Source organism: Deltaproteobacteria bacterium HGW-Deltaproteobacteria-6 (assembly GCA_002840435.1).
In the GTDB taxonomy this organism is placed as follows: domain Bacteria; phylum Desulfobacterota; class Syntrophia; order Syntrophales; family Smithellaceae; genus UBA8904.
The window spans coordinates 914,924-940,610 of sequence record PHAT01000005.1 but is presented as its reverse complement, the minus strand read 5'-3'; the positions used below and the strand labels follow the sequence as shown (position 1 = coordinate 940,610).

The 25,687-nt window shown below is 53.6% G+C and carries 17 protein-coding genes; 8 read left to right on the top strand and 9 right to left on the bottom strand.

The window, feature by feature from the left end; genetic code table 11:
• On the bottom strand, window positions 1-540 hold a 540-nt coding region (locus CVU71_14530; protein ID PKN18683.1), incomplete at its 3' end, for a hypothetical protein.
• A 369-nt stretch (window positions 541-909) separates the two neighbouring features.
• On the opposite strand from CVU71_14530, the gene CVU71_14525 reads away from it, so the two are divergent.
• The 4 genes from CVU71_14525 (at window position 910) to CVU71_14510 (ending at window position 7,249) form a co-directional block, all read left to right on the top strand.
• Window positions 910-2,547, top strand: a complete 1,638-nt coding sequence (locus tag CVU71_14525; GenBank protein PKN18682.1) for an NAD-dependent malic enzyme — start codon at window positions 910-912, stop codon at window positions 2,545-2,547.
• Between the two features lie 256 nt (window positions 2,548-2,803).
• Window positions 2,804-4,069 (top strand): acetyl-CoA C-acyltransferase, encoded by a 1,266-nt coding sequence (locus CVU71_14520; protein ID PKN18681.1) that lies wholly within the window; start codon window positions 2,804-2,806, stop codon window positions 4,067-4,069.
• Window positions 4,070-4,224: 155 nt separating this feature from the next.
• A complete protein-coding gene (locus tag CVU71_14515; GenBank protein ID PKN18680.1) occupies window positions 4,225-5,382 on the top strand; it encodes an acyl-CoA dehydrogenase in 1,158 nt (385 codons plus the stop codon).
• Window positions 5,383-5,485: 103 nt separating this feature from the next.
• Window positions 5,486-7,249 (top strand): glutaconyl-CoA decarboxylase subunit alpha, encoded by a 1,764-nt coding sequence (locus CVU71_14510; protein ID PKN18679.1) that lies wholly within the window; start codon window positions 5,486-5,488, stop codon window positions 7,247-7,249.
• Between the two features lie 6 nt (window positions 7,250-7,255).
• On the opposite strand, the gene CVU71_14505 is transcribed toward CVU71_14510, so the two are convergent.
• The 6 genes from CVU71_14505 to CVU71_14480 form a co-directional block, all read right to left on the bottom strand.
• Window positions 7,256-8,029, bottom strand: coding sequence for an MBL fold metallo-hydrolase (locus tag CVU71_14505; GenBank protein PKN18678.1), 774 nt, complete (start codon window positions 8,027-8,029; stop codon window positions 7,256-7,258).
• A gap of 253 nt (window positions 8,030-8,282) precedes the next feature.
• Window positions 8,283-11,888: a hypothetical protein gene (locus CVU71_14500; protein PKN18677.1), complete on the bottom strand. Its 3,606-nt coding sequence runs from the start codon at window positions 11,886-11,888 to the stop codon at window positions 8,283-8,285.
• Window positions 11,889-11,904: 16 nt separating this feature from the next.
• Window positions 11,905-13,635, bottom strand: coding sequence for a ShlB/FhaC/HecB family hemolysin secretion/activation protein (locus tag CVU71_14495; protein PKN18676.1), 1,731 nt, complete (start codon window positions 13,633-13,635; stop codon window positions 11,905-11,907).
• Window positions 13,636-14,452: 817 nt separating this feature from the next.
• The gene (locus CVU71_14490; GenBank protein PKN18675.1) at window positions 14,453-15,157 is read right to left on the bottom strand and encodes an Ion channel; all 705 of its coding nucleotides are present in this window, start codon (window positions 15,155-15,157) and stop codon (window positions 14,453-14,455) included.
• A 204-nt stretch (window positions 15,158-15,361) separates the two neighbouring features.
• Window positions 15,362-16,357: a hypothetical protein gene (locus CVU71_14485; protein ID PKN18674.1), complete on the bottom strand. Its 996-nt coding sequence runs from the start codon at window positions 16,355-16,357 to the stop codon at window positions 15,362-15,364.
• 260 nt (window positions 16,358-16,617) lie between these two features.
• A complete protein-coding gene (locus CVU71_14480) occupies window positions 16,618-16,860 on the bottom strand; it encodes a hypothetical protein (GenBank protein PKN18673.1) in 243 nt (80 codons plus the stop codon).
• A 758-nt stretch (window positions 16,861-17,618) separates the two neighbouring features.
• Here CVU71_14480 and CVU71_14475 point away from each other — a divergent pair.
• The 4 genes from CVU71_14475 (at window position 17,619) to CVU71_14460 (ending at window position 22,217) form a co-directional block, all read left to right on the top strand.
• Window positions 17,619-19,106 carry an aromatic ring hydroxylase gene (locus CVU71_14475; protein PKN18672.1) on the top strand — a complete coding sequence of 496 codons (1,488 nt, stop codon included), beginning with the start codon at window positions 17,619-17,621 and terminating at the stop codon, window positions 19,104-19,106.
• A gap of 158 nt (window positions 19,107-19,264) precedes the next feature.
• Window positions 19,265-19,870: a hypothetical protein gene (locus CVU71_14470; protein ID PKN18671.1), complete on the top strand. Its 606-nt coding sequence runs from the start codon at window positions 19,265-19,267 to the stop codon at window positions 19,868-19,870.
• A 194-nt stretch (window positions 19,871-20,064) separates the two neighbouring features.
• On the top strand, window positions 20,065-21,555 hold the full coding sequence (locus CVU71_14465; protein PKN18670.1) for a hypothetical protein: 1,491 nt from the start codon (window positions 20,065-20,067) through the stop codon (window positions 21,553-21,555).
• Between the two features lie 11 nt (window positions 21,556-21,566).
• Entirely contained in the window at window positions 21,567-22,217 is a 651-nt protein-coding gene (locus CVU71_14460; protein PKN18743.1) for a carboxylate--amine ligase, read from the top strand.
• 464 nt (window positions 22,218-22,681) lie between these two features.
• On the opposite strand, the gene CVU71_14455 is transcribed toward CVU71_14460, so the two are convergent.
• Window positions 22,682-23,521, bottom strand: a complete 840-nt coding sequence (locus tag CVU71_14455; GenBank protein PKN18742.1) for an alpha/beta hydrolase — start codon at window positions 23,519-23,521, stop codon at window positions 22,682-22,684.
• 170 nt (window positions 23,522-23,691) lie between these two features.
• Window positions 23,692-25,680 carry a hypothetical protein gene (locus tag CVU71_14450; GenBank protein ID PKN18669.1) on the bottom strand — a complete coding sequence of 663 codons (1,989 nt, stop codon included), beginning with the start codon at window positions 25,678-25,680 and terminating at the stop codon, window positions 23,692-23,694.
• Window positions 25,681-25,687 lie beyond the last annotated feature (7 nt).

Below are 25,687 nucleotides of genomic sequence, written 5' to 3'. Positions count from 1 at the left end.
GCCTTCAATCAGTTTTTCAGCGTCATAGCCCGCGGGCAGAAGACGGGGATGCGTAAAAGAGGCGCACTCTATTTTTTTCAGGCCGGTATCCGACAGTTTATTGATAAACTTTATTTTATCTTCCGTAGCCAGACTGCGGCAGACCTCGGGCAGACCGTCCCGCGGCGATACTTCCACAATCGTGACCTGGTCATCTTTTTTTCCGGAGGCTTTACCAGCCGATATTACGCCGCTTTGCATGATGTTATTTTCCCTGAATACAAGTTTCTTCAAATTAATGCATAAGTCGTTCCAGCCTTCGATAAGAACACGGACAAACCCGCAGCTGCGGGTTTGTCTCCCTGCTTGCGAACCGCTGCCGTGAAATGATCGGGAGGCCGGCGTTGCCATGAGAGGAAGATCAAAAAAGCGGTCAGCCGCCATCCTGCCGGCAAAAGTCGGTTTTGCAGTGTTGTTCCGGCTGCCGGCTGATTGTTCTCGACGCTTATGATTGTATATAAAATATACGTCGTTCGCAATAAATGTATATAATAAATACATTGCTGTTCATGATAGGATCGGAAAGGGCATTGAGGCCTATCATGGTATTGGCGCCTCAATTACAGGATACCATTAGCAACGGCAAGCTCATGCCCCGCCGGACTGCATGGCGGCTTTTGCGGATCGCAAATATTTTACTGGCATGGCAGTTGCAATATCAGGCAAAGCAGAATACATAAACCTCCAGACCGGCTGACGATCTTCCACCGGAAATGGAAGACGCAAAAAAACGATCAGCGATCCGGCGCGCAGCGGCGAAGATCTCCCGGGATGAATATTATTTTCCCGAACGATGGAAAAATATTTGCAAACCAGGCACGATATCGATACTACTGCAGCCGCATCTTAATTAATGGAAAGAAGGTAAATATGGCAAATCAGAAATCAGGAACAGAAAATAATCCGCGTGGCATCGATATATTGCACGATCCAGGCTTGAATAAGGGCACCGCCTTTACCGCTGCCGAGCGCGCAGCACTGGGGCTCCAGGGGCTGCTTCCGCCGCGTGTCTCGACGCAGGTGCAACAGGTTCAGCATATCATCAACAATGTCCGGCGTAAGCCCAACAGCCTTGAAAAATACCTGTATTTGATCGGCCTGCAGGATCGTAATGAACAGTTGTTCTACAAAGCGCTCATTGACCATATGCAGGAACTGAGCCCGATTATCTATACGCCGACCGTGGGACTGGCCTGCCAGGAATACAGCAAGATATTCCGGCGCCCCCGCGGAATGTTCATTACAAAGAACGATCGCGGCCGCATCAAAGATATTTTAAATAACTGGCCTTACAAGGATGCCCGGGTGATTGTCGTGACCGACGGTGAACGGATTTTGGGACTGGGCGATCTCGGTTCCAACGGTATGGGCATCCCTGTCGGCAAACTGTCGCTTTACTCGGCCTGCGCGGGCGTTGACCCGAAAGCCTGCCTTCCGATCATGATCGATGTCGGAACCGGCAATAAGGGGCTTTGGAGTGATCCGGAATACATCGGCCTGCCGCAGGAGCGCCTGCGGGGTGAGGAATATGAAGCGCTCATCGATGAATTTATGACGGCGGCCAGTGACGTATTCCCCAATGTCATGATTCAGCTTGAAGACTTTGGAAACCAGAATGCGTTTAAGCTGCTTGCCAGGTACCGCGATCAATTCTGCATGTTCGACGACGACATTCAGGGCACCGCCAGCGTCGCGCTGGCCGGGCTTTATTCCGCCCTGCGGATGACCGGCAGCAAAATGACCGAACAGCGGATTGTGTTTCTGGGCGCGGGTGAAGCGGCCCTGGGTATCGGAAACCTGGTGGTTTCGGCTATGGTCGAACAGGGTATGCCCGAAAAAGAGGCGGTGAGCCGCTGCTGTTTTGTCGATTCCAAAGGGCTGGTGGTCAGCAGTCGAACCGATCTCGTGGAACACAAACGCCACTTTGCCCATGATCTTCCCTTTCAGCGGGATCTTCTTTCGGTTGTTGAAGCGATCCAGCCGACGGTCCTCATCGGCGCTTCCGGCCAGCCCGGCACATTTACTCCCGAGATTTTACAGGCTATGGCGCGTCTCAATAATCGACCGATTATCTTTGCGCTTTCCAATCCGACATCTCAATCGGAATGCACGGCGGAAGACGCTTATCGCTTTACAAATTATCGCGCGGTCTTTGCGAGCGGCAGCCCCTTTCCGCCGGTGGTCACCGATCAGCAGACCTTCGTATCGGGACAGGCCAACAATGTTTATATCTTTCCCGGCGTCGGACTGGGTGTGATGGCTTCGGAGTCAACCCGCGTAACGGATGAAATGTTTTCCACGGCCGCTAAATGCCTGGATGAAAAGGTCACCAGGGAGGATTTTGAACAGGGACGGATTTTCCCGTCTTTAACGCGCGTTCGCGAAGTGTCGCTTCATATCGCGATAGCCGTCGCCAAGGTGGCGTTCGAAAGAAAACTTACGGCAATGAAGGAACCGGCCGATTTACCCGGTTTCATCAAGTCGAAGATGTACGACCCGACCTATTAAAAATTTTGAAGCGTATGTCCCCGTTTTCAGGCCGGGTGGTTATGGGTAAAAGCACGGACGCCGGTTGACGGCGGCATATTAAAATAATGTAGTCAAAATAACGTGAGAGGCGTATAAGGAACTATCGTTTTCCCGCACGGGAGGTTCATACGTCGTAACGATTGCCGTCGCCTCATCACCACTAAGATAGCAGGCCGCAAGGCGGCCTGACAGCATTAAACATGGTTTAACAAAAATATTTTAGAGGTGTGGATATATGGAAAATGTCGTCTTTATCAGTTGTGCGCGTACGCCGATCGGCGCTTACGGAGGAGCGCTCAAGGAAATTCCGGTTTACCGGCTGGCCAGTCTGGTATTGCAGGAAGCTGCCAGAAAGGCAAAAATTGATCCGGCAATGATTGATGACGTCGTCATGGGTTCGGCCTATCAAAACGGCGAATGCGCCAACGGCGCGCGCATGGCCGTGCTGGACGCAGGTTGGCCGGATACCGTCCCCGGCGTTATGCTGGACCGCCGCTGCTGCTCGGGCCTGGACACCCTCTTTTACGGAGCAATGAAAATCCAGACCGGCAACGCCGATATCGTAATCGCCGGCGGCATGGAATCCATGAGCCAGGGCGAGCTCTATATCCCCGGCGACATCAAATGGGGCCTCGGCGGCAAAAACCATGAAAAATACGGCTTCATGCCCCGCGGCCATGGAGCGCTGGCGATGTGGGGAATTCCTTTCTATGACCGGCTGCAGCGCGGACGGGTCATGAGTCAGCCTATCGCCCGCTACGGCGAACTGAGTTCCATGATGACCTGGGCGGAAACCGCGGCCCGGAGGGAAAAGATCACCCGCGAGGAAGCGGACCGCTGGGCGCTGCGCTCCCACCTGCGGGCCATCGCGGCGCAGGACGCGGGCAAGTTCACCGATGAAATCGTCCCGGTTCCCACCGGAAAAGATAAAAAAGGCGAAATCGTTTATCTGACAGCCGATGAAGGACCGCGCCGGGAAACCACCCTCGAAAAGCTGGCCAAACTGAAGGCCGTTTATAAAGACGGCGTCTGCACCGCCGGCAATTCATCGTCGGAAAACGACGGCGCGGCCGTGGTTGTTATGGCTTCCGAGAAGAAAGCCAGAGAGCTGGGCGTAAAGCCGCTGGCCTATTTCCGCTCCTGCGCGGTCGCGGCCACCGACCCGACGCTCACCTACCCCGCGGTTCCGGCCGCCGTGGAAAAAGCGCTGAAAAAAATCGATATGACGATCGACCAGATGGATTTGGTTGAAGTGCAGGAAGCCTTTGCCGTCCAGTGCCTGGCGGATTCGAGACTGTCCGGTCTTTCCGATGAACAGATGGATGCGAAAGTAAACATCAACGGCTCCGGCATTTCGCTTGGACATCCCATCGGCGCAACCGGAACCATGCGTCTCACCACATTGCTTAACGAAATGGTGCGGACCGATAAGCGCTTCGGTCTGGAAACGATCTGCGGCGGCGGCGGCCAGGGGATTTGCATGGTCATCGAACGAAAATGATAGCAAGCCGCATGGAATTTTTACCATGCTGGTAAAAATTCTCGGCAGGGTAATTTCTATTTATTATGCGCTCCCCTGGCGGGATGCGCTTCCGATCTTCGGCTGACTTTGTTGGCGGGGATATATAAAAAATGTAGCCCGGGAGGATAAAAAACATGGATTTCGCATTAACGGAAGAACAGATCATGATACAGGATACGGCAAGAAGCTTTGCCGAAAAAGAAATCGCGCCGCATGTGGAAGAAGACGAAAAGAATCATTTCTGGCGAAAGGAAATTTATGACAAGATGGCCGAACTCGGATTTTTCGGCTTCTGCATCGACGAAAAATACGGCGGCAATTGCATGGGCTTTCTGGAAGGCGCGCTGGCCATTGAACAGATCGCCAAGGTGCACACCTCCTGGCGCATGGCTTTCAACATGCAGTGCTGGGGCCCCGCGCTTACCATTCAGAAATTCGGCACGGAAGAACAGAAGCAGCAATACATTCCCAAATTCGTGAACGGTGAGTACATCGGCAGCTTTGCCATGACCGAACCGGATATCGGATCGGATGTCGCCTCGATGAAGACCTTTGCGGAAGACAAGGGGGACTACTACCTCTTAAACGGCAACAAGATGTGGATCACCAACGGCACGGTCTGCAACCACGGCCTGCTCTATGTCAAAACGGATAAAGACGCGGGCGCCAGCGGCGTAAGCTGTTTTATCATGGACTACAGCCTGCCCGGCATCACCCGCAAGAAGATCCACGATAAGGTCGGCCTGTGGGCGTCCGACACGGCGGAAATTACTTTCGAGGATGTCAAAGTTCCCAAACATCTTTTACTGGGAAAACTGAACAAGGGATTTCAAATCTGCATGACGCAGCTCAACTCCACCCGCCTGGGCTGTTCCGCAGGCGCACTGGGCCTTTCGGGCGCCATCCTGGAAGCTTCGGCAAAATACGCGACGGAGCGCACCCAGTTCGGCAAGCAGATCGGCCGCTACCAGCTCATCCAGCAGCAGGTTGCCGAAATGAAAATGTCGCATGCAGCCGTCCAGGCCCTAGTCTACAAAGCGGCCTGGCTGAAAGACAAGGGGCTTCCCAACGTGATGGAAACCTCCATGTCCAAGCTCTTCGGCGCGAAAGCCGTCGTCCACGACGCCAATGAATGCATGAAGCTTTACGGCTCCTTCGGCTATTCCGATGAATACCCCTGCGGCCGCTTCCTCAGAGACTCCAAGCAGTTTGAAACGCTGGAAGGCACGTCCAACATGCACACGATGATTATCGCCAACGCGGCGATGGGATTTGCACCGAACCGGGCTTAACCTTTTGTATAGAAACTTCAGGCGGCAAAACGGTCTGCCGCCTGAAGCCATTTAATCTGATCCAATTTGTTTCTCTCTAATTCGCACATCGAGGAGGCAACGCATGAAACAATACTTCGAAAAAATGGATCCACTGGGCAAACCGCTTTCCGGAAAACAGATCGAGAGTATGCAGGAAAACGCCGCGCGGCTCGAAGAAATCATGAAGCAGATCGACGCGGAAGTTTTGCGCATCAAGAACGTCGGCGTCCCCCTGCAAACCATGCATGACCGCGGCGAAATGACCGTCTGGGAACGCATTGATTATCTGGTCGACCCCGGGACCTTCTGCCCCCTGCACAGCATCTTCGATCCGGAAAATGAAGAATCCGGCAGCACCGGCGTCGTGGACGGTCTGGCCCGCATTCATGGTAAATGGTGCGTGCTCATCGGCTTCAATAACAAATGGATGGCGGGCGCGTGGATTGCCGGTCAGCCGGACAACAATCTGCGCGTCGCGGACATCGCGAAAATCCTGCATATCCCGCTGGTGTGGCTGGTGAACTGCTCCGGCGTAAAACTGCCTGAACAGGAAAAGATGTACGCCAACCGCCGCGGACAGGGCACCTGTTTCTTCCGCCACGCGGAACTTGAGCAGATGGGCATTCCCGTCATCGCCGGCATTTACGGCACGAATCCCGCGGGCGGCGGTTATCAATCGATCAGCCCCACCATTCTGCTGGCCCACAAGAAAGCCAACATGGCCGTGGGCGGCAGCGGGATCGTGAGCGGCATGTCCCCCAAAGGATCTTTCGATGAAGCGGGCGCGGAAGAAATCATCAACGCCACCCGGCATTTTAAATCCGTCCCGCCCGGCAGCGTGAAAGTTCATTACGATGTCACCGGTTTTTTCCGCGCGGTTTTTGACGAAGAAAAGCAGGTGCTCGACGCTATTAAGGACTATATGGATGATCTGCCCGCCTACAAGCCACGCTTTTTCCGCGTGGCCCGGCCCGCAGAGCCCGCTTATTCTCCATCGGAAATCGCCTCGATTATTCCGGTAAACAAAAAAAGGGTCTACGATTTTGAACAGGTGCTGGCCCGTCTGGTTGACGGTTCGGAACACATGGAATTTCGTCCGGGCTTCGGGCCGGAGATGTATTGCGGTCTTGTGAAAGTGGACGGCTATCTGATGGGTGTGATCGGCAATCGGCAGGGCGCGTTCCCGAATTATCCCGAATACACCAATGAATATATGGGCGTTGGCGGCAAACTCTATCGCCAGGGTCTGATCAAGATGAACGAGTTTGTCACCCTGTGTTCGCGTGACAAAGTGCCGATGATCTGGTTTCAGGATACATCAGGCATTGACGTGGGCGATACGGCGGAAAAGGCAGAACTGCTCGGTCTGGGACAGTCACTGATTTACTCCATTGAAAATTCGCACTTGCCCATGATGCTGGTCGTGCTGCGCAAAGGCACGGCAGCCGCGCATTATGTCCTGGGCGGCCCCACCGCCAACAACAACAACGCCTTTTCGCTGGGTACGGCCACAACCGAGATCAACGTCATGCACGGAGAAACGGCGGCAGCGGCCAGTTACGCCCGCAGGCTCGTCAAAGAGAAAGACGCGGGAAAACCGCTCGGCCCCATCATCGACAAGATGAATGAAATGGTCAAACACTATGACGACACGTCGGGACCTGTGTTTTGTGCAAAGAAAGGTTTTGTGGATGAGATCGTCCGCTACCATGAACTGAGAAACTATCTGGTGGGCTTTGCCAACTGCGCCTATCAGAATCCCCGCGCCATCTGTCCGCAGCATCAGATGATTCTGCCCAGGATCATCCGAGCGCAGATCGTGAAAGGGCTGGAAAGACCAAAGTAAAAAGGATCACAATGTAACGAGGCCGCTTTCTTTTTGCCTGGAGGTCAGAATGACCTCTACTTTCAGATCATTTCGCTGATTGATGAAATGATTGAATGTACTTAACGCAAGTTCCGGGGTGTTGTTATTGGCTGACAGATGCGACAGAAACACGTGCCTGAGCCGGGAAGAAGCATGCGAAAGAGTCAGTGTGGCCGCCTGGGTGTTGGACAAGTGGCCCACGTCCGAGGATATTCTTCTTTTCAGATAAGCCGGATAAAAACCTGTCCGCAGCATCCGTTCATCATAGTTGGACTCCAGAAAGACCGCATCCGCCTTATTCAGATGAGCAATCACATTGGAGCAGTGCAGGCCGATATCCGTCATCACCGCCACCGTCTTGCCTTCGGAAGAGACAGAAAAACCGCAGGGTTCCACCGCATCATGCGATTTCAAAAATGGATGGACGCGGAGTTTGCCGAGCGATACGGACTCACCCGGTGTAAAGAAGTTGAGCAATGAATCATTGATGATCTTTCCGTATGACGAATAAGTCTTTTGCGTCATGAAGACCGGGATAGCGTGTTTTCTGGTCAGCACATCCAGGCCCCGGATATGATCCGAATGCTCATGGGATATGAAAACGCCCTTCAGCCGGGACAGGGAAAGCCCGAGCCTGGTCATCCTTTCCACCAACTGTTTGGTGCTGATGCCCGCATCGACAATGATGGCCTCATCGCTGTTTCCGAGGTAGTAGCAGTTGCCGTTGCTTCCGGAAGCGATCGCTGCAATGTTCAAAATGCTTTCCCTTTCAATCCCGCCGTTGGTTATTCACGGTCAATGAAAACATAAGGACTGTGTCGTGACTCAACCACCTCTCAGCAAGCTGCGGCGAATTAACGCTCGTCTCGCGTAAGCGGGATTAAAACAGCCGTAGAGCCGCTATAACCTTTCAGATCATGCGTACCGGAGGAGGCCGGTGACGGTGTCATCATTCGAATGATGTGTCCGAAGAGATTCCGGACGCACACCACCTGATGATTTTGTTTCTTATCTATCCTCGCGGCTCCCCCCCCCGATCCTGATGACCTGAAAAACGGATTTTCAACGTCTGTACGACTTGATGGCCCTGTGAGTCGCGTGCTATCACCTTCAGGGTTAATGTGCCAGGAAATGCGGGAGGAGGCGTCCCCTCGAAGCTCCCCGTTTGCGGATTGAAGCTGATCCATCCGGGGAGTGGCTGACCGTTTGCCTGGGTGGCGGTGAGCGTAACCATGGCATCCGGATTCGTATGGGCAAAGGCGTCGGAGGGAACGGTGAAACTGAAACGCGTACCGGACGGTACGACCTGGTCTGTTAAGGGCCGGTTGACCACAAGAGCATTCCCGCCTGCTGCCCCCGAAGGAGCGACGGAGATGGAGAAACCACCGCCACTCGTTAAAGTCCCGCCCGCAGTGGTGTTCTGCCTGAACCCTCCTGATCCTAATTCCGTTCCTGATGATCCTGGTGACGGGAGTACCGCCACCGGTTCCGGACTGGCCGTTGGTGGATTCACAACGGGAACGGTGACTGCGGGTGCAGGGGGAGAGGGAGGCCCGGGTGCAGGAGGAGGAAGAGGGATATCGGGTGCAGCGGTAACGACAAGTGGAGGGGTAACTGAAGGCGCAGCGGCATCAAAACGGCCGGAGGGACCGTTACCAGTCGCACCTCCCGGCAAGCTTGAACCACCGGTATTCTGAGAACCGCTTACCGTTGCCGTTACAGCCGTGACCGCCGCCTGGGCCTGCGGTGGTACTGTTGAAGTTGAAGATGCACTATTGATGGTCAGGGCGCCGTTGGCGTAGGCCAGGGCGTACCCCAGGCCGCTGGTGTAGCCACCGGGTGTGATGACGTAGCTGCCGGCATTGGTGGCTCCCTGGCTTGTACCGCCGTAAGACAGCACACCGCCCAGTGAGGCGGCCGTGTCGCCATTGACAAAGCCGCTTGAGGTTACGCCATTACCGCCGCTGTAGGCCGCCCCGTCGTAGGTCTTGCTGGCATCATTGGCCGTGACCGTAACGGTTGGCCGTTGACGATAAACGGCATAACTGCCGGCCCCCAGGGCTGTGGTGAAATTGGTTGCCGACTCATCGCTGTTGTAGCGGAACTTGCCGCTGCCGGAAACGATCAGCGCGGTCAGGCCGGTGCTGTCCGCAACGGAGCCGGAATACAGGGTGGCCCTTCCCCCCGCGCCCATGCTGAGGCTGCCGCCGCTGACGATGATGTTGCCGCCTGTGGCGGTGCCGGCGGCCGTGTTGCTGCCGGCGTTAAGTTTAATGGCGCTCGTCGTAGTATTTGTGTTGCCGATGACGCCGGTGAGGGTCAGATTACCGGTTGTCGTGGCAATGTCAATGGGATCTGACCCGCTGTTGACGGCCCCGAGGGTCAGGGCGCCGGTGTTAACCACACCTACGCTCAAGCCGTTGGAGATGGTCAGCGTGCCGGTGGTGAAGGTGCCTCCACCTGTCCCCAGGGATACAGAGCCATTATTGGCGTCAATGGATGTGGTTCCTGAGATGGTCTGGGTATTTCCGCCATCGGTGATGGGAACACCGCTCGACAGCGAATTGACCGTGAGGTTGCCGGCCGGATTTTTGATATTAGGAAGACCCCCGGTTCCCGTCCCGGTATAGTTGATGACCATGTTGCCGTTCTGCAGCGTCGCATGCCCCAACAGGTCGTCTGCCGCGTTGGCGCTGATGTAGACGCCACCGGGAGAATTTGCATTCACGGTCAGGGTGCCGCTGTTGGTGGTATAGGCGGATGCCGTATTGGTGAAGCCGATTGCAGCCGGTATCGCCGCAAAAGGATCCAGCGATGTATCCGCCGCTGTTCCGTCCAGAGTCATTCCTGCGCTGCCGCCAATGATGGTGGAACCTTTGAAGAACAGGCCGAAACCGTTGCCGTCCTGCGGATTTCCCGAGTCATAGACCCCGGTGCCTTTCAGATATACCGATCCGCTGCCGCTGTTGATGGTGGTATTCTTAAGATGTATGCCGGCCCCGCCCGCCGTCGGTGCGGAACCCCACATCCAGATATTGCCGTTACCGGATAAGAGGCTGATAGGCCCCCAATCGTTATCGTCAACGGTAATGCCGCCTGTCCCGGCCAGACCGGTGCCGTAAGCCGGGGCGCTGCAGCCGGCGGCGGTGCAGGCGCCGCCGCCCATGACGATGTTTCCGCCGTTTGTCTTGATGGCCGAATTGTATTCCATCGTTACGCCGCCAACCTGATCGGCGTTTGAATCGGCGTTAAAGATGACATTGAGGGCTCTGGTGTTTCCACCCAGGGTGGCATCAATTTTTTTGTCTCCCTTAAGGATGATGTCCCTTTCTGCAATAAGTTTCAAAGTGCGGGTGGCCCCGAGGTCGCCCGTGGTGTTGATATTGTCGTCGACGGTGATGTCGCCGTTCGCGCCGCCCAGAGCGCCGCAGGCAGCGCCCGTGCAGGTTCCCGCGCCGGTGGTGTCCAGGGTGACATTGCTGCTTTGCAGGGCGGTGGCAATGTCCGCACCGCTGATATCTCCTCCAAATGCGGCAATCGTGATATCCACCGGGTCGATCAGCCATTCGCCCGTTTTGCCCCGTGGTGCAATGGTGCTGATCTGCACGCCTTTGCTGACTTTCACTTTGGCTGCGGATGTCTCGATAAATCCGCCATCCCCGCCATTGGGGGCGGATGCATCCAGCCTGCCGCCGACGATGGTCTCGCCTTGCTTCATATCGGCAAGCAGCAGAATTCTGCCTGCCTTGTTTTCGAGGGTCTGGGCCTCGATTATGCCGATGTTGTTCACTACCGCGCCGGTCAGGTCATGGGCCGCCAGTGCGGTCATCATGACCAGGCCGCCGTCGGCCTTGATCAATCCACTGTTTGCCGCCTGGGCATCAACGGCCCCCCGGTCAACCGTGTAGCTGATCAGGCTGTCGCCGCTGAAATCGAGGCTTACTTTCTCGGCTGCTGCAAGGATCACCGTACCTTTCCGGGCCGTCAGGGAGCCCTCGTTGGCAACGATGGGGGCCATAAAGGCCACATAGCCGCCGTCGGTGGTACGGATGGTTCCCTGGTTGATGACGGCGCCTGCCGCACCTGCCTTATCGAAGAGTTTCTTGTCGTTAAGGAAGTTTTCATTGGCGATGCTGAGGGATGTTGCGACAAGCCCTCCCACATCGACCCTTGCTGAGGAACCGAACAGGATGCCGGATGGGTTCATTAGCCAGACTTGGCCGTTGGCGGAAAGAGAGCCGAAGATCTGGCTGGGGTTCTGGTCCTGGATCCGGTTGAGAGCGATGGCGAAGGCATTGGGCTGCTGGAAGGTAACACTGGCGTTCTGGCCGATATTGAAGGTAGACCAGTTGGCGATCATTCGCTGACTGGTCTGGTTGACGGTCATGGCCGTTCCGGCCTGGGTGATGGCGCCGCTGCCGGCCACGATCGTCCCGCCGGTGGGAAGGGCGCCGGAATCAAGCGCCACGGCTGTCGCGACTGCACAAAGCAGTGCAGCCGGCACGGCTAATAAGCCTAGAAACCATAAGGGCGCACTGTTTTTCCTTCCAATGGTCTTAGACGCCGGGGTCCGGAATTTATTTACCTGGTTCCAAATCAGTGAATACATTTTTTTCATGAGCTCTTCTCCTCCCCTAAAACCACAACAGGGCCTGCAACCAGAAGCGCTCTTTGTCGTTCAGGTTGTCGGCATTCATCCCCGTTGTGCTGCGTCCATAATTGGTGTCAATGGTATGGGCATAGCTGCCCCTGATACTATAAATCCCTGTTTTACCGATGTTCAGACCGACACCGGCGCCGGAGAGCCAGTAGTCGTTTTTGCCGCTGGCGTTGGTGACGGCGCCCGGCCAGTTGCTTTGATTAAGCTTGATCCAGCCGGTATCCAGAAAGCCGACCAGTTGCGTGGCGGCCCAGGCGGGCGTGAACGGAAGGTCATAACGCATTTCGGCGGTAAAGGCGTGCCCTTCATCGCCTGCTGCTTCACCGACCGGATAGGCGCGGATACCCGTGGGACCGCCCAGGATGAACTTCTGGGATGAATCAAGATTGCCCCCCGCCACTTGCCCCCGGGCAGAGACAAAGGCGTACAGGGACTGCGTAATCTGCTGCAAACGGGCAAGGCCGTATGTGCCTTTAAAGAAACCGCCTTCCGCTTTCGGACCGGCAGCGTCCTGGACCTGGGCAGCGGTCACGCTGGACAGGTCGAGATGGCCGCCGTAGAGCGTGACATTGACACTTGTCATGCCCCCTCCGCCCAGCTGGTCATAAAAGGTGCCGGAAATAAATCCGTTGCCGACCGGTATCTTCCGGTCCTTGATTTTATCGCCGGACATCTTGTCGGTCAAAAACAGGTACTCAAAACCAAGGCCGCTCCAGATGCTGGCGCTCCTGCTGCGCAAGAGTGGATAGGATATACCGGTAGAGAAGGTGTCGGCGCTGCCGGTGTAGTTCAAGTTCCGGAGGTCGCCCCCCAGTTTATAGGAGAGGTTTGTGTACCCGAATGACCAGTTGAATCCGTCAGAGCCAAGGGGCAGTGCATAGGAAAACCGGCCCTGAAATTGGTTCTCGGCTCCGGTCAGAGCAAGCGCCAACTGGTCACCCCAACCAAAAGGGTCGTTTACCAGGGCCGTGCCGGTACCGCGCCAGGTACCGGTATAGCGGTCGCCGTAGTTGTCGCCGCTGAGCATCCCGGAGAGCAGGGGGCCTTCGGATGCATTGACGACTACCCTGGTGGTACCGGGGGCGCTGCCCGGTTCAAGGGATGCCTGGGCCTTGATGCCGGAAAGATCGTTCATCAGCAGGATGGCTCGCTCGATATCCCTGGTCTGAATCGCTTTGCCCGGCGGCACCGCCTTTTCAACCATCTCGCGCAATTTGCTGACCTTTATCCTGGCCGGACCTTTCATCCGGATATCGGTGCTATCGTCAAGGCGGCCCGCCACAATGGCTATTTCGATCACCCCTTCGGTAAGATCCTGCCTGGGCAGGTAGGCTCTCGCCAGCAGATACCCTTTCTTTTCCCGGAGGTAACTCGTGATACCGACCACCAGATTCTGGAGATCCGGAAAGCTCAATTCCTTCCCGACGCTGTCTTTGACCAGCGCCTGCAGTTCGGTCTCCGTGGCAATGGATTCGTAACCGGTGAAGCGGAACGCCTTGGCCGTGACCTTTACCCCACTGTCCGCCAGTGGCGGGCGCTCCTGTGCCGGAGAGTCCGGTTTGGGCAAGCGATCCGGCAGTTTGATGCCGGGCTGGCGTTGTTCGTTAAGGAGAGTGCCGGTATCGGGACCGGCAGCGTGGGCGGAAACGGTTACAAAAAGAAGAACCGCCGGTAACAAATAAAAGTAACGACGCAGAACAAACATTATCAAACCTCCTGTATGCAGACGTAGAACGGATTTCCGGATAAGAACTCGCCCGACATGAATGGCAGTATAAAAAACGCGGCTTTGTGTGTCAATGAAATCTTGACAGACAAAGCCGTGTTTTCTATGTTTCACTTCACAAAAAAGAAATTACCATGAATTATCAATTATTAATAGTCTCCTAATTGAATTCACATTTATCGTAACCTCTCTGGTCACGCGTACCGGCGCAGCAGACTGTGTTCAAAATTCATTTTCATGTCATTGGAAGCATCGAGCAACCGCAATTACTTGCTTTCCTGTGCTTCGTCTCCCGGGATCGTCTTATAATTTTCTTTCTGCTTTTCGCCTATGGCATTTAACTGATCTTTGGTCGCCTCATATTGTTTTAAAGCCTGCTTGCCTGCTGCGTCTTCGACAGCCTTATCACCGGCGGTGAAGATTACTGCCTGCTTTCACATCGGCTGCTTTATTGCCGGTTGCCTGATCATTGCTGCCGCAGCCGCTTAAAATTCCAAAGGCCATTCCCAGAATAATCAAAACCATCACTGCTTTTTTGATTCTGTCACACATGTGTGTCCTCCTTTTGCTATAAAGTCCATGGAACTGACCACAGAAATCGAATTTTGAATCCTGACATTTAAAGATCAAGAGACAACAGGACACTGTCACTCATGGCCTGTAAAGTAAGTGAGTTCCCCGCCAAGATCGGGATCGGTTAAAACAGACTTTCCCTGCGGCGTCATGATCGCCCTCCTTTTGCGTTATGCGATAATACATGGTTATGATGGATAGCACAACCGGCCGGGTTCTGGAATCAAGATGTCCCCTCACCCTTGTGACGAACGATCGTCAGTCCGATCAACCGGGAAACCACCACGGCGATGTAGGCAACGCCCGCAAACTGTTCCAGCATCACCAGCACACGCGCCGGTGAAGTGGAAGGCAGGATATCGCTGAGGCCCGTTGCCGAAAGATTGGCAAAGCTCAAAAACATCAGTTCAATGAAAGTCCGCGGCTCTTCCGGGTTTGTCCCGCCCGCGAATGATCCCGGGCACCACGCCTGGCAGACCAGATACAGATAGGTGAATCCCCATGCAATCAGCGTAAAGGTAGCGCCTGCGGCAAACAACTCGTCGATCGTTACCCGGTCATCCTGCATCATATAAGTGATCAAGCCGCCGGCCGCGTAAAAATACAACGCCGCCTCCAGCAGGGTTGCCCAGATCAACAGGCCGGGGTGGACAAGCAGCCAGGACAGGAGTGACAGCACAATGGCCAGGGCAGCGAGGATCCATGCGACCCAATTGATTGCAGGGCTGTGGATGACGACCCAGACCACCAACAAAAGTATCAGCATTCCAAAAGCATTGAGAATAACCCGCCCGCCCGGGGCACCTTCAACTGCCGCGTAGAGCATAAGGCTCACCAGTTGAGCGGCCAGAAGAAATGCGGATGGATGGCGGCGCAAAAGAGCCCGCCAATAAATGAACAAATAATTATGGTTATTCGTCTTTACCATTATATCCTTTATTTTTCCGGACGCATGACCGGAATGCCTGATGCGCCGGACAGCATGACAATAGAAAGAGCGGCAATAAAAAAAGTAATCCGCCCGGCCGCCTCATAGTCATATCCATCATCTTTACGTTCACATATAAATTAAAATTTCTTCCTCTGAAAGAAAATGGTTGCATCCTCACTTATTTTCAGTTTCTCCCCCTGCTTACCGCGCCCTTTCGAGCTTGAACGTGCAGTCCTTGCGGAACAGATCACCCTCGCCCCGCTCGATATAAAGCTGGAAGTTCCGGTGGCGCAGGAAATAGCCGGGATAATTCACTGACTCAAAAGAATTCAACGAAGCGTTTGCCAGTCCCTGCATCACTTTGAAAGATGCGTCATTCCTGAACAGATCGCTCCCGTCCGGACGATGCAGTTTAATCCTGAACCCCTGATGCCTGAGGTAGTGACCCGGATAATTCTTCGATTCAAATGAAACCGTGTTGTTGCCGGCCAGACCGTTGACCATTTTGAAAGAAGAGTCATCGATGTCCAGTGGTGAACTTACGGTCGTAATCTCTCCCAGATAATTCCGGTGACGGACATAGTGGCTCGGATAATTGTAGGAACGCAAAGACAAATAGTCGGCTGCCGGTTGAACAACACCCTGGGTCACAGCCTGTGAGACGGGACTGTCGACAATTCTGAACGTGCAGTCCTTGCGGAACAGATCCCCCTCACCGCGCTCGATATAAAGCTGGAAATTACGGTGGCGCAGAAAATAGCCGGGATAGTTCACCGACTCAAAAGAGCTCCACGCGGGGTTTCCCAAACCCTGCATCACCCTGAAAGAGGCGTCATGCCGGAACAGATCGCTGCCGTCCGGACGATGCAGTTTAATCCTGAATCCCTGATGTCTCAGATAGTGGCCGGGATAATTTTTTGATTCAAATGAAACCGTGTTGTTACCGGCCAGACCATTAACCATATTAAAAGAGGCATCATCGCTGTCCAACTGTGAACTTACGGGCGTAATCTCCCCCAGATAATTCCGGTGACGGACATAATGATTCGGATAGTTATAGGACTTCAGAGAAATAAATCCATCTGCTGCCGCCTCTCCGCAGAAAATAATTAAGATCAAAGCAAAAAACATACGCCAGGCGAATGAGAAAACCGTGCTGTCCTGTCTGAGCAAAAAGGCCGAAACCAATCGTTTCATATCAAACCCTCCTTATTGATAAAAATCTTATTACTATGATTCATTTTAACCGTTTTTCTTCTTCATGACAACAAGTTCAAAAAGTGTTTAAACAACCCGGCAGCATGAAGTCATACAGCCACCGTGTCAGCTAAATGCCTGTGATTCAGTTGAAAAGCTTTTCAAGAAATAATCTTGCATTATTTCGGAGTGTCGATACAGTTAAAAACAGGGGCGGTTGCAACTATTTTGTGTCCCACCTCTTCAGACAATAATTTTTCCTACAAAGCCACAACGAGCGCAATTAGCGGCACCAGGAAGAACAAAAGTATGCCGATCTTATAGGCGGCAAGACCGGCGTAATGGATGGCATCGAAGGTCTCAACCGGAAGTCTAAACCATCGGTGATGCACACCGTACAGCCAGTCGTGGGCAAGAACAAAAGCACCAAACCAGATGATGAGAACCGCGTAGTTAAGACCGACACACCAGAGCAGAACGCTCTTGATTTCACAAACCGTCATAGGGTACCTCCATGGCATTAACCTAGGTTAGATGGATCTTGAAATAATGCTTGTGTACTTTTGACTGAATCATCCTATCGTCCTCAATAACTTTTAAACGACAGATCTGAATTTGGTTAAGGCAAGAACGGTATAAATGAAACCATAAAGCGGCAACGGCTGTCAATAATTTTATAGATTTCTATTCGCTTATTTCAGGGCTTTCCGGATGGAATCCAACATTGTTGAAACTTGTTCGCGGCCTTACAGACTGTGCATACTGTCATTGCGATGATGACCTGAAGCCACACGAAGGCACGCATCGTAATGACGAATAAGAATTGCGACGCAATCTGTTCGCCGGAAAAACGTCCGGATAGAATTACGGCAACCCGGCAACAAGATTTACTTGACACGAAGAACTCCGTTTCCTATACTCCCGCCACATTTTGATAGCTATATGATGGTGTCGGCATCGGTCATCCCGGCGCAACTAACGGGTTGCAATGACTGTTTGTCGATTCCGGTTCATTTGCAAACGCGGCAGCATCTTCTTGTTGTTAACCCGGACAGAAGATTGTTCCGGTCGTTTGCCTCCCGTATGACAGCGTTACATCTGCGGAAACCGGACCTTTTCCAATGGACATCTTTCGAATGTTACCCGCATAGGTTGAACCGGGCTTGCAGCGGTATGGTGAGCCGTTACAACCCGGCGCGGTCATTTGATCTTTAGATAAACATAGGGATTCCCTATCCAAATAATTCAAAAGGAGAAAGTTATGCGAACAAAAGAAGAATATTTCCAGGGATTAAAGAAACTCAAACCAAACCTCTTTCTGGACGGCCAGAAGATAGACCGCGACCATAAAGTGCTGGATCAGCCCAAAGGCGTGATCGGCGCAACGTTTGATCTGGCCGCCGATCCCGAAACCAGAGACCTGGTCACCGCCAAAAGCCACATCACCGGTGAGACCATCAACCGCTTCACCCACATCCACCAGACGGTTGAGGATCTGCACAAAAAGCAGGACATGACCCGCATGCTGGTGCAACGTGTCAGCCAGTGTATCGGCCGCTGCATGGGCGTGGATGCGATCAATGCCATCAATTCCGTATCGTTTGAAGCCGACAAGCAAAACGGCGGCAAGACGCAGTATTACCAAAACTTTTTAAAGTGGCTCGAATACTTCCAGAAAAACGACCTGGTCGGCTGCTGCGCCCAGACGGACGTCAAGGGCCTGCGCATGCTGCGCCCCGCTGAACAGCCGGACCCCGATCAGTACCTGCATGTTGTTGAAACACGCCCGGACGGCGTTGTGGTTCGCGGCGCCAAAGTGCACATCACGTTTGCCTCCATCGCGGATGAAATCCTGGTGGTTCCCACCCGCGCGCTGACCAAAGATGAAGGCGCCTATGCCATCTCTTTTGCCATCCCGGCGGACGCTGAAGGCGTCAAACAGGTGCTTTCTCCGCACAACATGAAAGACCGCAAGCATTACAAACGCGGATTCGACTGGGGCTTCATTGATTCCTATGTGATCTTTGACGATGTCTTTGTACCCAACGACCGCATCTTCTTAAACGGCGAATATCAGCAGGGCGGCATCTGCGCGCTGCTCTTCGCGCTTTTCCATCGCCACAGCTATTCCGGTTGCAAACCGGCCGTAGGCGACATGCTGATCGGTTTTGCCTCGATGGCCGCCGAAATGAACGGCGTCGACAAGGCCCCGCACGTACGCGAAAAAATAGCCGAGCTCATCACCATCACGGAACTGGGCTATGCCGCAGGCTTCACCGCCTCGGCTAAAGGAAAAGCGGAAGTCTATATGCCCGGCGTGGGTTTCGTGCCTTACGGCCCGGGTGCCTGCATTCCGCATTCCATTTATGCCAATGTGGGACGCTGCCTGACCGGCGAAGCGGTCTTCCATGAACAGCAGATCCTCTGCGAGATCGCCGGCGGCATGCCCGCCACCTTCCCGCACGAAGCCGACCTGCTCAACCCGGAAATCAAGGGCCTCCTGGAAAAATATGTCAAACGCAACCAGGAAATCCCCATTGAAGATCAGATCAAATTCTGGCTGCTCTTCGCCGATTACACAAACTCCGCAAGCTCCGGCGCCATTGCTTACGGCGCGATGCACGGCGGCGGATCGCCCATCATGGAACAGATCGCCATTTACGGCCAGTATGACATTGATGCCTGCAAAAACGTCGTTCGCAAAATCGCGGGCATGCCTTTGATTGAGAAAAAGAAGAAGAAAAAATAGAGAAAGTTATGAACGGCAAAAAGGGCGTCCTGCGGGACGCCCTTTTTTATTCATGGCGCTGCATCTCAATCAATGCATTTGACAGTTAGGTTTTTCAGTGTTAATTTTCCAGCGCTAAAATCATTAACATAAAATGAGACAGGGATCGAGGCGGTCGAATGAAAACCAAAAGCGTTTTATCGGAATTAAAGGAAAAGGAAAAACTGGCCCGGCGATTGATCATTATCGAGGCGGCGGAAAAAGAGTTTACCGAGAAGCCTTTTAACGAAGTTTCGATGCGCACCATCGCCAAACGCGCCGGGATCTCTCCCGCCATTATTTATCAGCATTTTCCGGATCAGCAGACATTGTTCGCGGAAACATTCGTGAAGGGGACCGATCAGATTTTTGAAAAAATCTTTGCCATCATCGACGCGTCCCCCGACGGCGGACTGGAAGAGGTCGTCTATGCGTGGATTGAACATTTTACGCATCGCGATCAGTATTTTCGAATGCTGATGAATTTTTTCCTGACCGGGTCCGTGGACCCCGGACTGTTCGAAAAACTGTCTGTGATCGAAAGAAATCTTCTGGATCATCTGGATATCATTTTCCGTAAAATGAATGTGGAAGGCAATGTCCGGGACCACTCACACACCCTGTTTGCTTCCATGACCGGTATCGTGGCCACCTTTCGCAACCATCCGGCGAAAAATGCCGACCAAGTGATGCAGCACCGCCAGAAAATCGCCCGCCATCTGGCTTTGCTTTTCAAAAAACCCTGAAATAAAAACTTCGCCTAAAAAGCTCCCTCTTTTTAAAAGAACAATAGAGGGAGATGACCCGGCTTAGAACAACCCTGCCCCTGCTTTCCGAATTACATCATAATTATATATGTAATATTAATAATTTACAAAATAACCGCAAATTTCCCCTTGAAAAATAAACACCGTTCATATATGTAAACAGCGTTTGAGTAATGGTGGAAATTACAATAGCCAACTTAAAGGCTGATTTGAAAACCCCAAAGGAGGTCTTCTATATGGGAACATTACAGGCGGTTGCGGCAAAGCAGGTTGATACGGTGGATATGGACAAATTTTTTAACCCGGCTTCCGTGGCCGTCATTGGCGCATCCAATGTTGCTTTCAATCTGGGGGCGACCATTTGCAAAATACTGAGTGATGAGGCTGTCGGCTACCGGGGCCGGTTGTATGCCGTCAACCGCGCGGGTGCTGACGTTTTCGGGGCCAAAGGTTGCCGGTCGCTGGATGAAATTTCCGACCCGATCGACCTGGTGGTGATCATTACACCTGCCTTTATAGTGCCGGAACTGATCCGCAAATGCGGTGAAAAAGGGATTCAGAATATCGTCATTGAAAGCTCGGGATTTTCGGAAGCAGGCCCGGAAGGAAAGCGCTTGCAAAGTGAAGTCGATGAAGCCGCGCGCCCGTATTCGATGCGCATCATCGGCCCGAACTGCCTGGGCATTCTCGACAACCACAGCCGGTTTTGCTGTATGTTTGGCGCCAACGAGCTTGCGCCAAAAGCGGTGCAGCACCAGGGCCTGGTATCTTATATTGTCCAGAGCGGTGGGATTGGCGGATTGATCGTGGAGCGCCTGCTGGACGATGTCTCGGGCATCAACAAGATGGTGTCCCTGGGCAATAAATCGGATCTGGACGAAGCGGAGTTCATCGACTATTTCGACGGAGACAAAACCCGGGTGATCGCACTTTATCTCGAAAGTGTTAAAGACGGACGGAAACTGATGCAGGCGGCAAGGCGGACCAAAAAACCGGTGCTGGTCTACAAGACGGGCAAAAGCGAAGCGGGAAGCGCGGCGGTTTTATCGCATACGGCGGGCATGGCTCAAAACGATCCCGTCTTCGACGGCGCCTGCCGCCAGGCGGGTATGATCCGGCTTCGGACGCCTGAAGAATTATACACTCTGCCGAAGATGCTGACCGAAATGCCGCTTCTCCCCGGGAAGCGTATCGCCGTCTTTACCAATTCCGGCGCGTTCGGCACCATTGGCGCGGATATGCTCTCGGAAACCGATCTCGTCATGGCGCCATTTTCCGAAGAGACAAAAGCCAGACTAAAAAAGCTGCCGGGTGTTTTCAATGCGAGCAATCCGGTCGACATCGGCCCCGCCCCGCCGGACGTTTATCTGGAAATTTACAGAATCCTTCTTAGCGCGGGCGAAGTCGACGGTATTTTGCACATGGTGAGCATGTGGCGCGATTATGTCACCGATGTGATGGAGGCGCTGATCCGGCTTTGCAGACAGTATCAAAAGCCCGCCGCGATGTATGCGTTCAGCGCCCTGGACAGGCTGCGCGCAGCGCAGCTGGAAAAGGGGCTGCCTCTTTTCGGCGAGGTCGAAGACGCGGTGCGGGCGCTGGTGGTCTCTTATCATCAATATTCGTATTTGCAAAAAAAGGAGGAACCTCTGTGGAACAAATAATTCAAAAGGCGATGGCACGGGGACAGAAAGTGCTCTCCGAATATGACTCCAAGCGGATCATTGCAGCCGCGGGCATTCCCGTCAACCGCGAAAGGCTTGCCTGTTCGAGGGACGAAGCCGTCGAATATGCAAACAACATCGGCTATCCGGTCGTGCTCAAAGGTTGCTCGGACAAGGCGGCGCACAAGACGGAAATGGGGCTGGTGAAGCTCAAACTGGGCAGCGCCGGAGAAGTTGCCAAAGCCTACGATGAAATTACCGGCAAGGGTTTGGACCTGGACGGCGTGCTGGTCTGCGAAATGGTCCAGGGCGATCGTGAATTTGTTCTGGGGTTGAGCCACGATCCGCAGTTCGGCCCCTGTGTGATGTTCGGCATCGGCGGGATATTTACGGAAGCGATCAAGGATGTGACGTTCCGCGTTGCGCCGATTACCGAGCGGGATGCCCAAGAAATGCTGGATGAAATTCGCCTTTCCAAATTGCTTGCGGCCTTTCGCGGGAAGCCGGCTGTGGATCGAAAGGCGCTGGTCCGGGCGCTTACGGCGATCGGGGATCTGGGATATCGCTGCAACGAGATCGCTGAAATCGACATCAATCCTGTTATTATATCCGGCGATCAACCGGTTGTCGTTGACGCACTGGTTGTTTTAAACCACCCCTGAGCGGAAAGCACACCGGTCGATAAGAACTCGATTCCGAAAGAGTTGCGGAACAGTTTCGGATAAAGATTATTGGAAAGTTATATGATCACGGCCATTCATGGTATCGCGCCGGGAAGAAGAAAAATTTTTAACGGCAACAAGGGCGCCCTTCGGGACGCCCTTGTTTTATGTGTTGTCATACCGGCGAAGGAGACTGTGTCGTAATTCATTTTCATGTCATTTCGAAGCGAAGCGAGAAATCTTGCTCTTAATAAATTCAAGGCATTAAGATTCCTCACATACGTTCCGAATGACAATGATTACAATTGTGACACATTCTCGAAGGCCGGCATCCAGAATTATTTAAACTGGACCCCAGCCTTCGTAACCTGAAGGTCATCACACCGAAGGTGGCACAGTAAGACCGGGGTGACGATTGTATTGAAGACTGGTCAAATTTCATATTAACAAATTTAAAAATGAAATCAGGACTGCTTAAAAAAATCTGCGATCATCGGATTAATCTTCTCCGCCTGTTCGTGCTGAATCCAGTGGCTCACGCCGGGAAATTTGATGAGGCAACCCTCTTTGCAGTAAGGCATGCTCTCGTCAGCCAATTGGGGAAGCATGGCGACATCATCTTCGCCCCACATTAAAATCATGGGCATGGTCACGTCAAAGCTCGCCAGCGGCTCCTGCTTCGTCTGAACCATCGCCCGATACCAGTTGACCATCGCCGTAAAAGCGCCGGGCTGCCTGAAGGCTTTTCTGTATTCATCGAGTTCGGCAGGTGTAAAGGCCCCCGGATTGGCCGACGTCGTGATCAGATCGACAACCCATTCATAGTTGCTTGCGGATGCCAGATGATCCACCGCGCCGGGGATCTGAAAATAGAAAATGTACCAGCTCTTTTTCATCTGCTCTACATCGGTAAAAACGTGTTTGGCCATCACCTTGGGATGAGGCACGTTCAGGATGACCAGTTTCTTGATGCGGTCGGGATATTTCAACGCGACCCACCAGGAAACAGACGCGCCCCAGTCGTGGCCGACCAGGAAGATCTGTTTGCGGCCGTAAGCGTCGATGAGGCCGACAATATCTTTGGCCAGTTCATCAATTTTGTAGGCGGCAATCCCCTGCGGTTTGTCACTGAGGTTATAGCCGCGCTGATCGGGCGCGACAACCAGATAGCCTTTATCGGCAAAGTACTGAAGTTGTTTGCGCCAGGCGTACCAGAACTCGGGAAAGCCGTGGAGAAATAAAATCATCGGACCATCGGTAGGCCCCGCTTCCATCACATGCAGTTTGACTCCATTGGTTTCAATAAAGCGTTCACGTAAATCCATATCGATCTCCTTACATAGAGGGTTTTAGGCTGAAGACCGAAGGCTGAAGGAAAAACACGTATGGGACTGCAGAATAAAATGAGCGGGTGCGAAGCACCCCTCAAAATAGCCTTCAGCCCTCGGTCTTCAGCCTCGTACGCAGCCTTTCTTTAGATCTCCCAGGCCGCTTTGGCCCCATCCGTTGTCGCCTCAATAATTCTCCTGGGCGCCGAGGCATCGCCGACGATGAAATGCCGGATGCCGCTTTTCGCCAGCATGTCTTTGAGCGTATTTCTGGGCGTGACGCCGATGGCGACCACAACCTGATTGACCGGTGCAAGCGTCGTATCTTCGCCGTTTTTGGTGACAACAACCGATCCTTCCGTGATTTGTTTGACCGTTGTGCCGAGCAGCAGCTTAATTCCTGCTGTCTGAAGACGTTTGTGCAGCATGTAGCCGTGCGCCGCCAAGGCCAGAACCGGTGACGCGGGCAGCATCTCGACAACCGTGATGTCCTTCACATTCTTCTCGCGCAGAAAATCAGCCGTTTCCATCCCCACCAGACCGCCGCCGATAATGACAACATGATCCTTGGGCGCAACTTCGCCATCCAGGATCTGCCAGGCATCACAAACCACGTTCGAATTGATGCCTTCGGCCGGACAGGTGGATTTACCTGCGCCGATGGCCAGGATGACGGCATCGGGTTTTCCTGCTTCGATCATGGCCTCGGTAACTTCCGTGTTCGTTTTGATCGTCACACCCGCCTTGATGACTTTTGCCGTAAGAGTTTTAATGTAGCGGCCATACACCTCTTTGTGGGGTGCTTTTGCGGCGTAAAGAACATTTCCGCCTGTTGCTTTTTCTTTTTCAAAGAGCGTTACCTGATGCCCCAGGCGTGAGGCTTCGTATGCCGCGGTCAGTCCTCCCGGTCCGGCACCTATGACCCACACATTGCGGCTGACAGCCGCGGGGCCTGCCGGGTAAAGCAGTTCCTGACCCGTCTGCGGATTAATGGCACAGCGAATCGGCAGCGCCTCGAGTGACAGGCGTTCAATACATCCCTGATTGCAGGCCAGGCATTCCAGGGTATCTTCCGGATGTCCTTCCCGGGCATTTTTCAGAAAATCGGGATCAGCCAGATGCTGTCGGGCCACGGCGATAAAGTCGGCGTCCCCCCGGGCAATCACTTCATCCATTTCATAGGGATCGACGTAGCGTCCGACGGAAATGACGGGAACCTTCGTGACTTCTTTAATTTTCCTGGCCAGAAACGCCTTGAAGCCGGACTCATATTCAACCGGTGCGCTCGGATTCGGCGTATCGATATTCACGGCCGGGCTGCCATGCGTGCCGAAGGATACATTGATGATATCCGCGCCGGCGCTGACCAGATCAGGAATAATCGTTTGCATATCGGAGATGGTGTAGCCGTTTTTGATGCACTCCTCGCCGGAAATCCGGATGGACATGGGAAAATCCGGACCGACCTGTTTGCGGGCTTCCTTCAGGCATTCGATCATAAAGCGGGACCGTCCGCGGAAATCGCCTCCGTATTGGTCCGTGCGCTGATTGCTGTTGGCCGAAAGAAACTGCATCAGCAGATAGCCATGGGCGCCGTGCAATTCAACAGCGTCAAATCCCGCCTTCTGCGCCCGGAGGGCCGCACTGCCGAAAGCGGCAATGGTTTCCTCGATTTCGGCAAGCGTCATCTCGCGCGGCGCTCCCATGAAACCGAAGATGTAGCTCGGGATGGCGGAAGGTCCGATCGCCAGTTTTTTCTTTTGCAGCAGATAATTTTCACGGCCGGTATGGTGAAGCTGCATGGCGATTTTACTGCCTTCGGCATGCACAACGTCCGCCAGTTTGCTCAAGCCGGGAATGAATTTATCGTCCCAGACGCCGATGCAGCGCGGTGAAGCAAGCCCTAAAGGGTGCACTTCCGTGATCTCCGTGATAATAAGCCCGGCGCCGCCCTGGGCCCGGCGTTTGATGTAGGCCAGGTTTGCATCGCTGACCGTCGAATCAGGATTGCCCAGTGCCGTTCCCATCGGCGGCATGACCACCCGGTTGGGTATTTCCAGCGATCTGACCCGGATTGGTGCCAATAAATGTTCCAATGTCTTCATGTTATCTCCTTTAATTTTTATTGTTGTCATAAACAAG

Bases quoted from the DNA above. Each gene is read 5' to 3' on its own strand.
- CVU71_14470 (PKN18671.1), top strand. From the start codon at position 19,265: ATGAAAACCAAAAGCGTTTTATCGGAATTAAAGGAAAAGGAAAAACTG.
- CVU71_14460 (PKN18743.1), top strand. From the start codon at position 21,567: ATGGCACGGGGACAGAAAGTGCTCTCCGAATATGACTCCAAGCGGATC.
- CVU71_14500 (PKN18677.1), bottom strand. From the start codon at position 11,888: ATGAAAAAAATGTATTCACTGATTTGGAACCAGGTAAATAAATTCCGG.
- CVU71_14520 (PKN18681.1), top strand. From the start codon at position 2,804: ATGGAAAATGTCGTCTTTATCAGTTGTGCGCGTACGCCGATCGGCGCT.
- CVU71_14485 (PKN18674.1), bottom strand. From the start codon at position 16,357: ATGAAACGATTGGTTTCGGCCTTTTTGCTCAGACAGGACAGCACGGTT.
- CVU71_14450 (PKN18669.1), bottom strand. From the start codon at position 25,680: ATGACAACAATAAAAATTAAAGGAGATAACATGAAGACATTGGAACAT.
- CVU71_14490 (PKN18675.1), bottom strand. From the start codon at position 15,157: ATGGTAAAGACGAATAACCATAATTATTTGTTCATTTATTGGCGGGCT.
- CVU71_14475 (PKN18672.1), top strand. From the start codon at position 17,619: ATGCGAACAAAAGAAGAATATTTCCAGGGATTAAAGAAACTCAAACCA.
- CVU71_14495 (PKN18676.1), bottom strand. From the start codon at position 13,635: ATGTTTGTTCTGCGTCGTTACTTTTATTTGTTACCGGCGGTTCTTCTT.
- CVU71_14465 (PKN18670.1), top strand. From the start codon at position 20,065: ATGGTGGAAATTACAATAGCCAACTTAAAGGCTGATTTGAAAACCCCA.
- CVU71_14525 (PKN18682.1), top strand. From the start codon at position 910: ATGGCAAATCAGAAATCAGGAACAGAAAATAATCCGCGTGGCATCGAT.
- CVU71_14510 (PKN18679.1), top strand. From the start codon at position 5,486: ATGAAACAATACTTCGAAAAAATGGATCCACTGGGCAAACCGCTTTCC.
- CVU71_14515 (PKN18680.1), top strand. From the start codon at position 4,225: ATGGATTTCGCATTAACGGAAGAACAGATCATGATACAGGATACGGCA.
- CVU71_14480 (PKN18673.1), bottom strand. From the start codon at position 16,860: ATGACGGTTTGTGAAATCAAGAGCGTTCTGCTCTGGTGTGTCGGTCTT.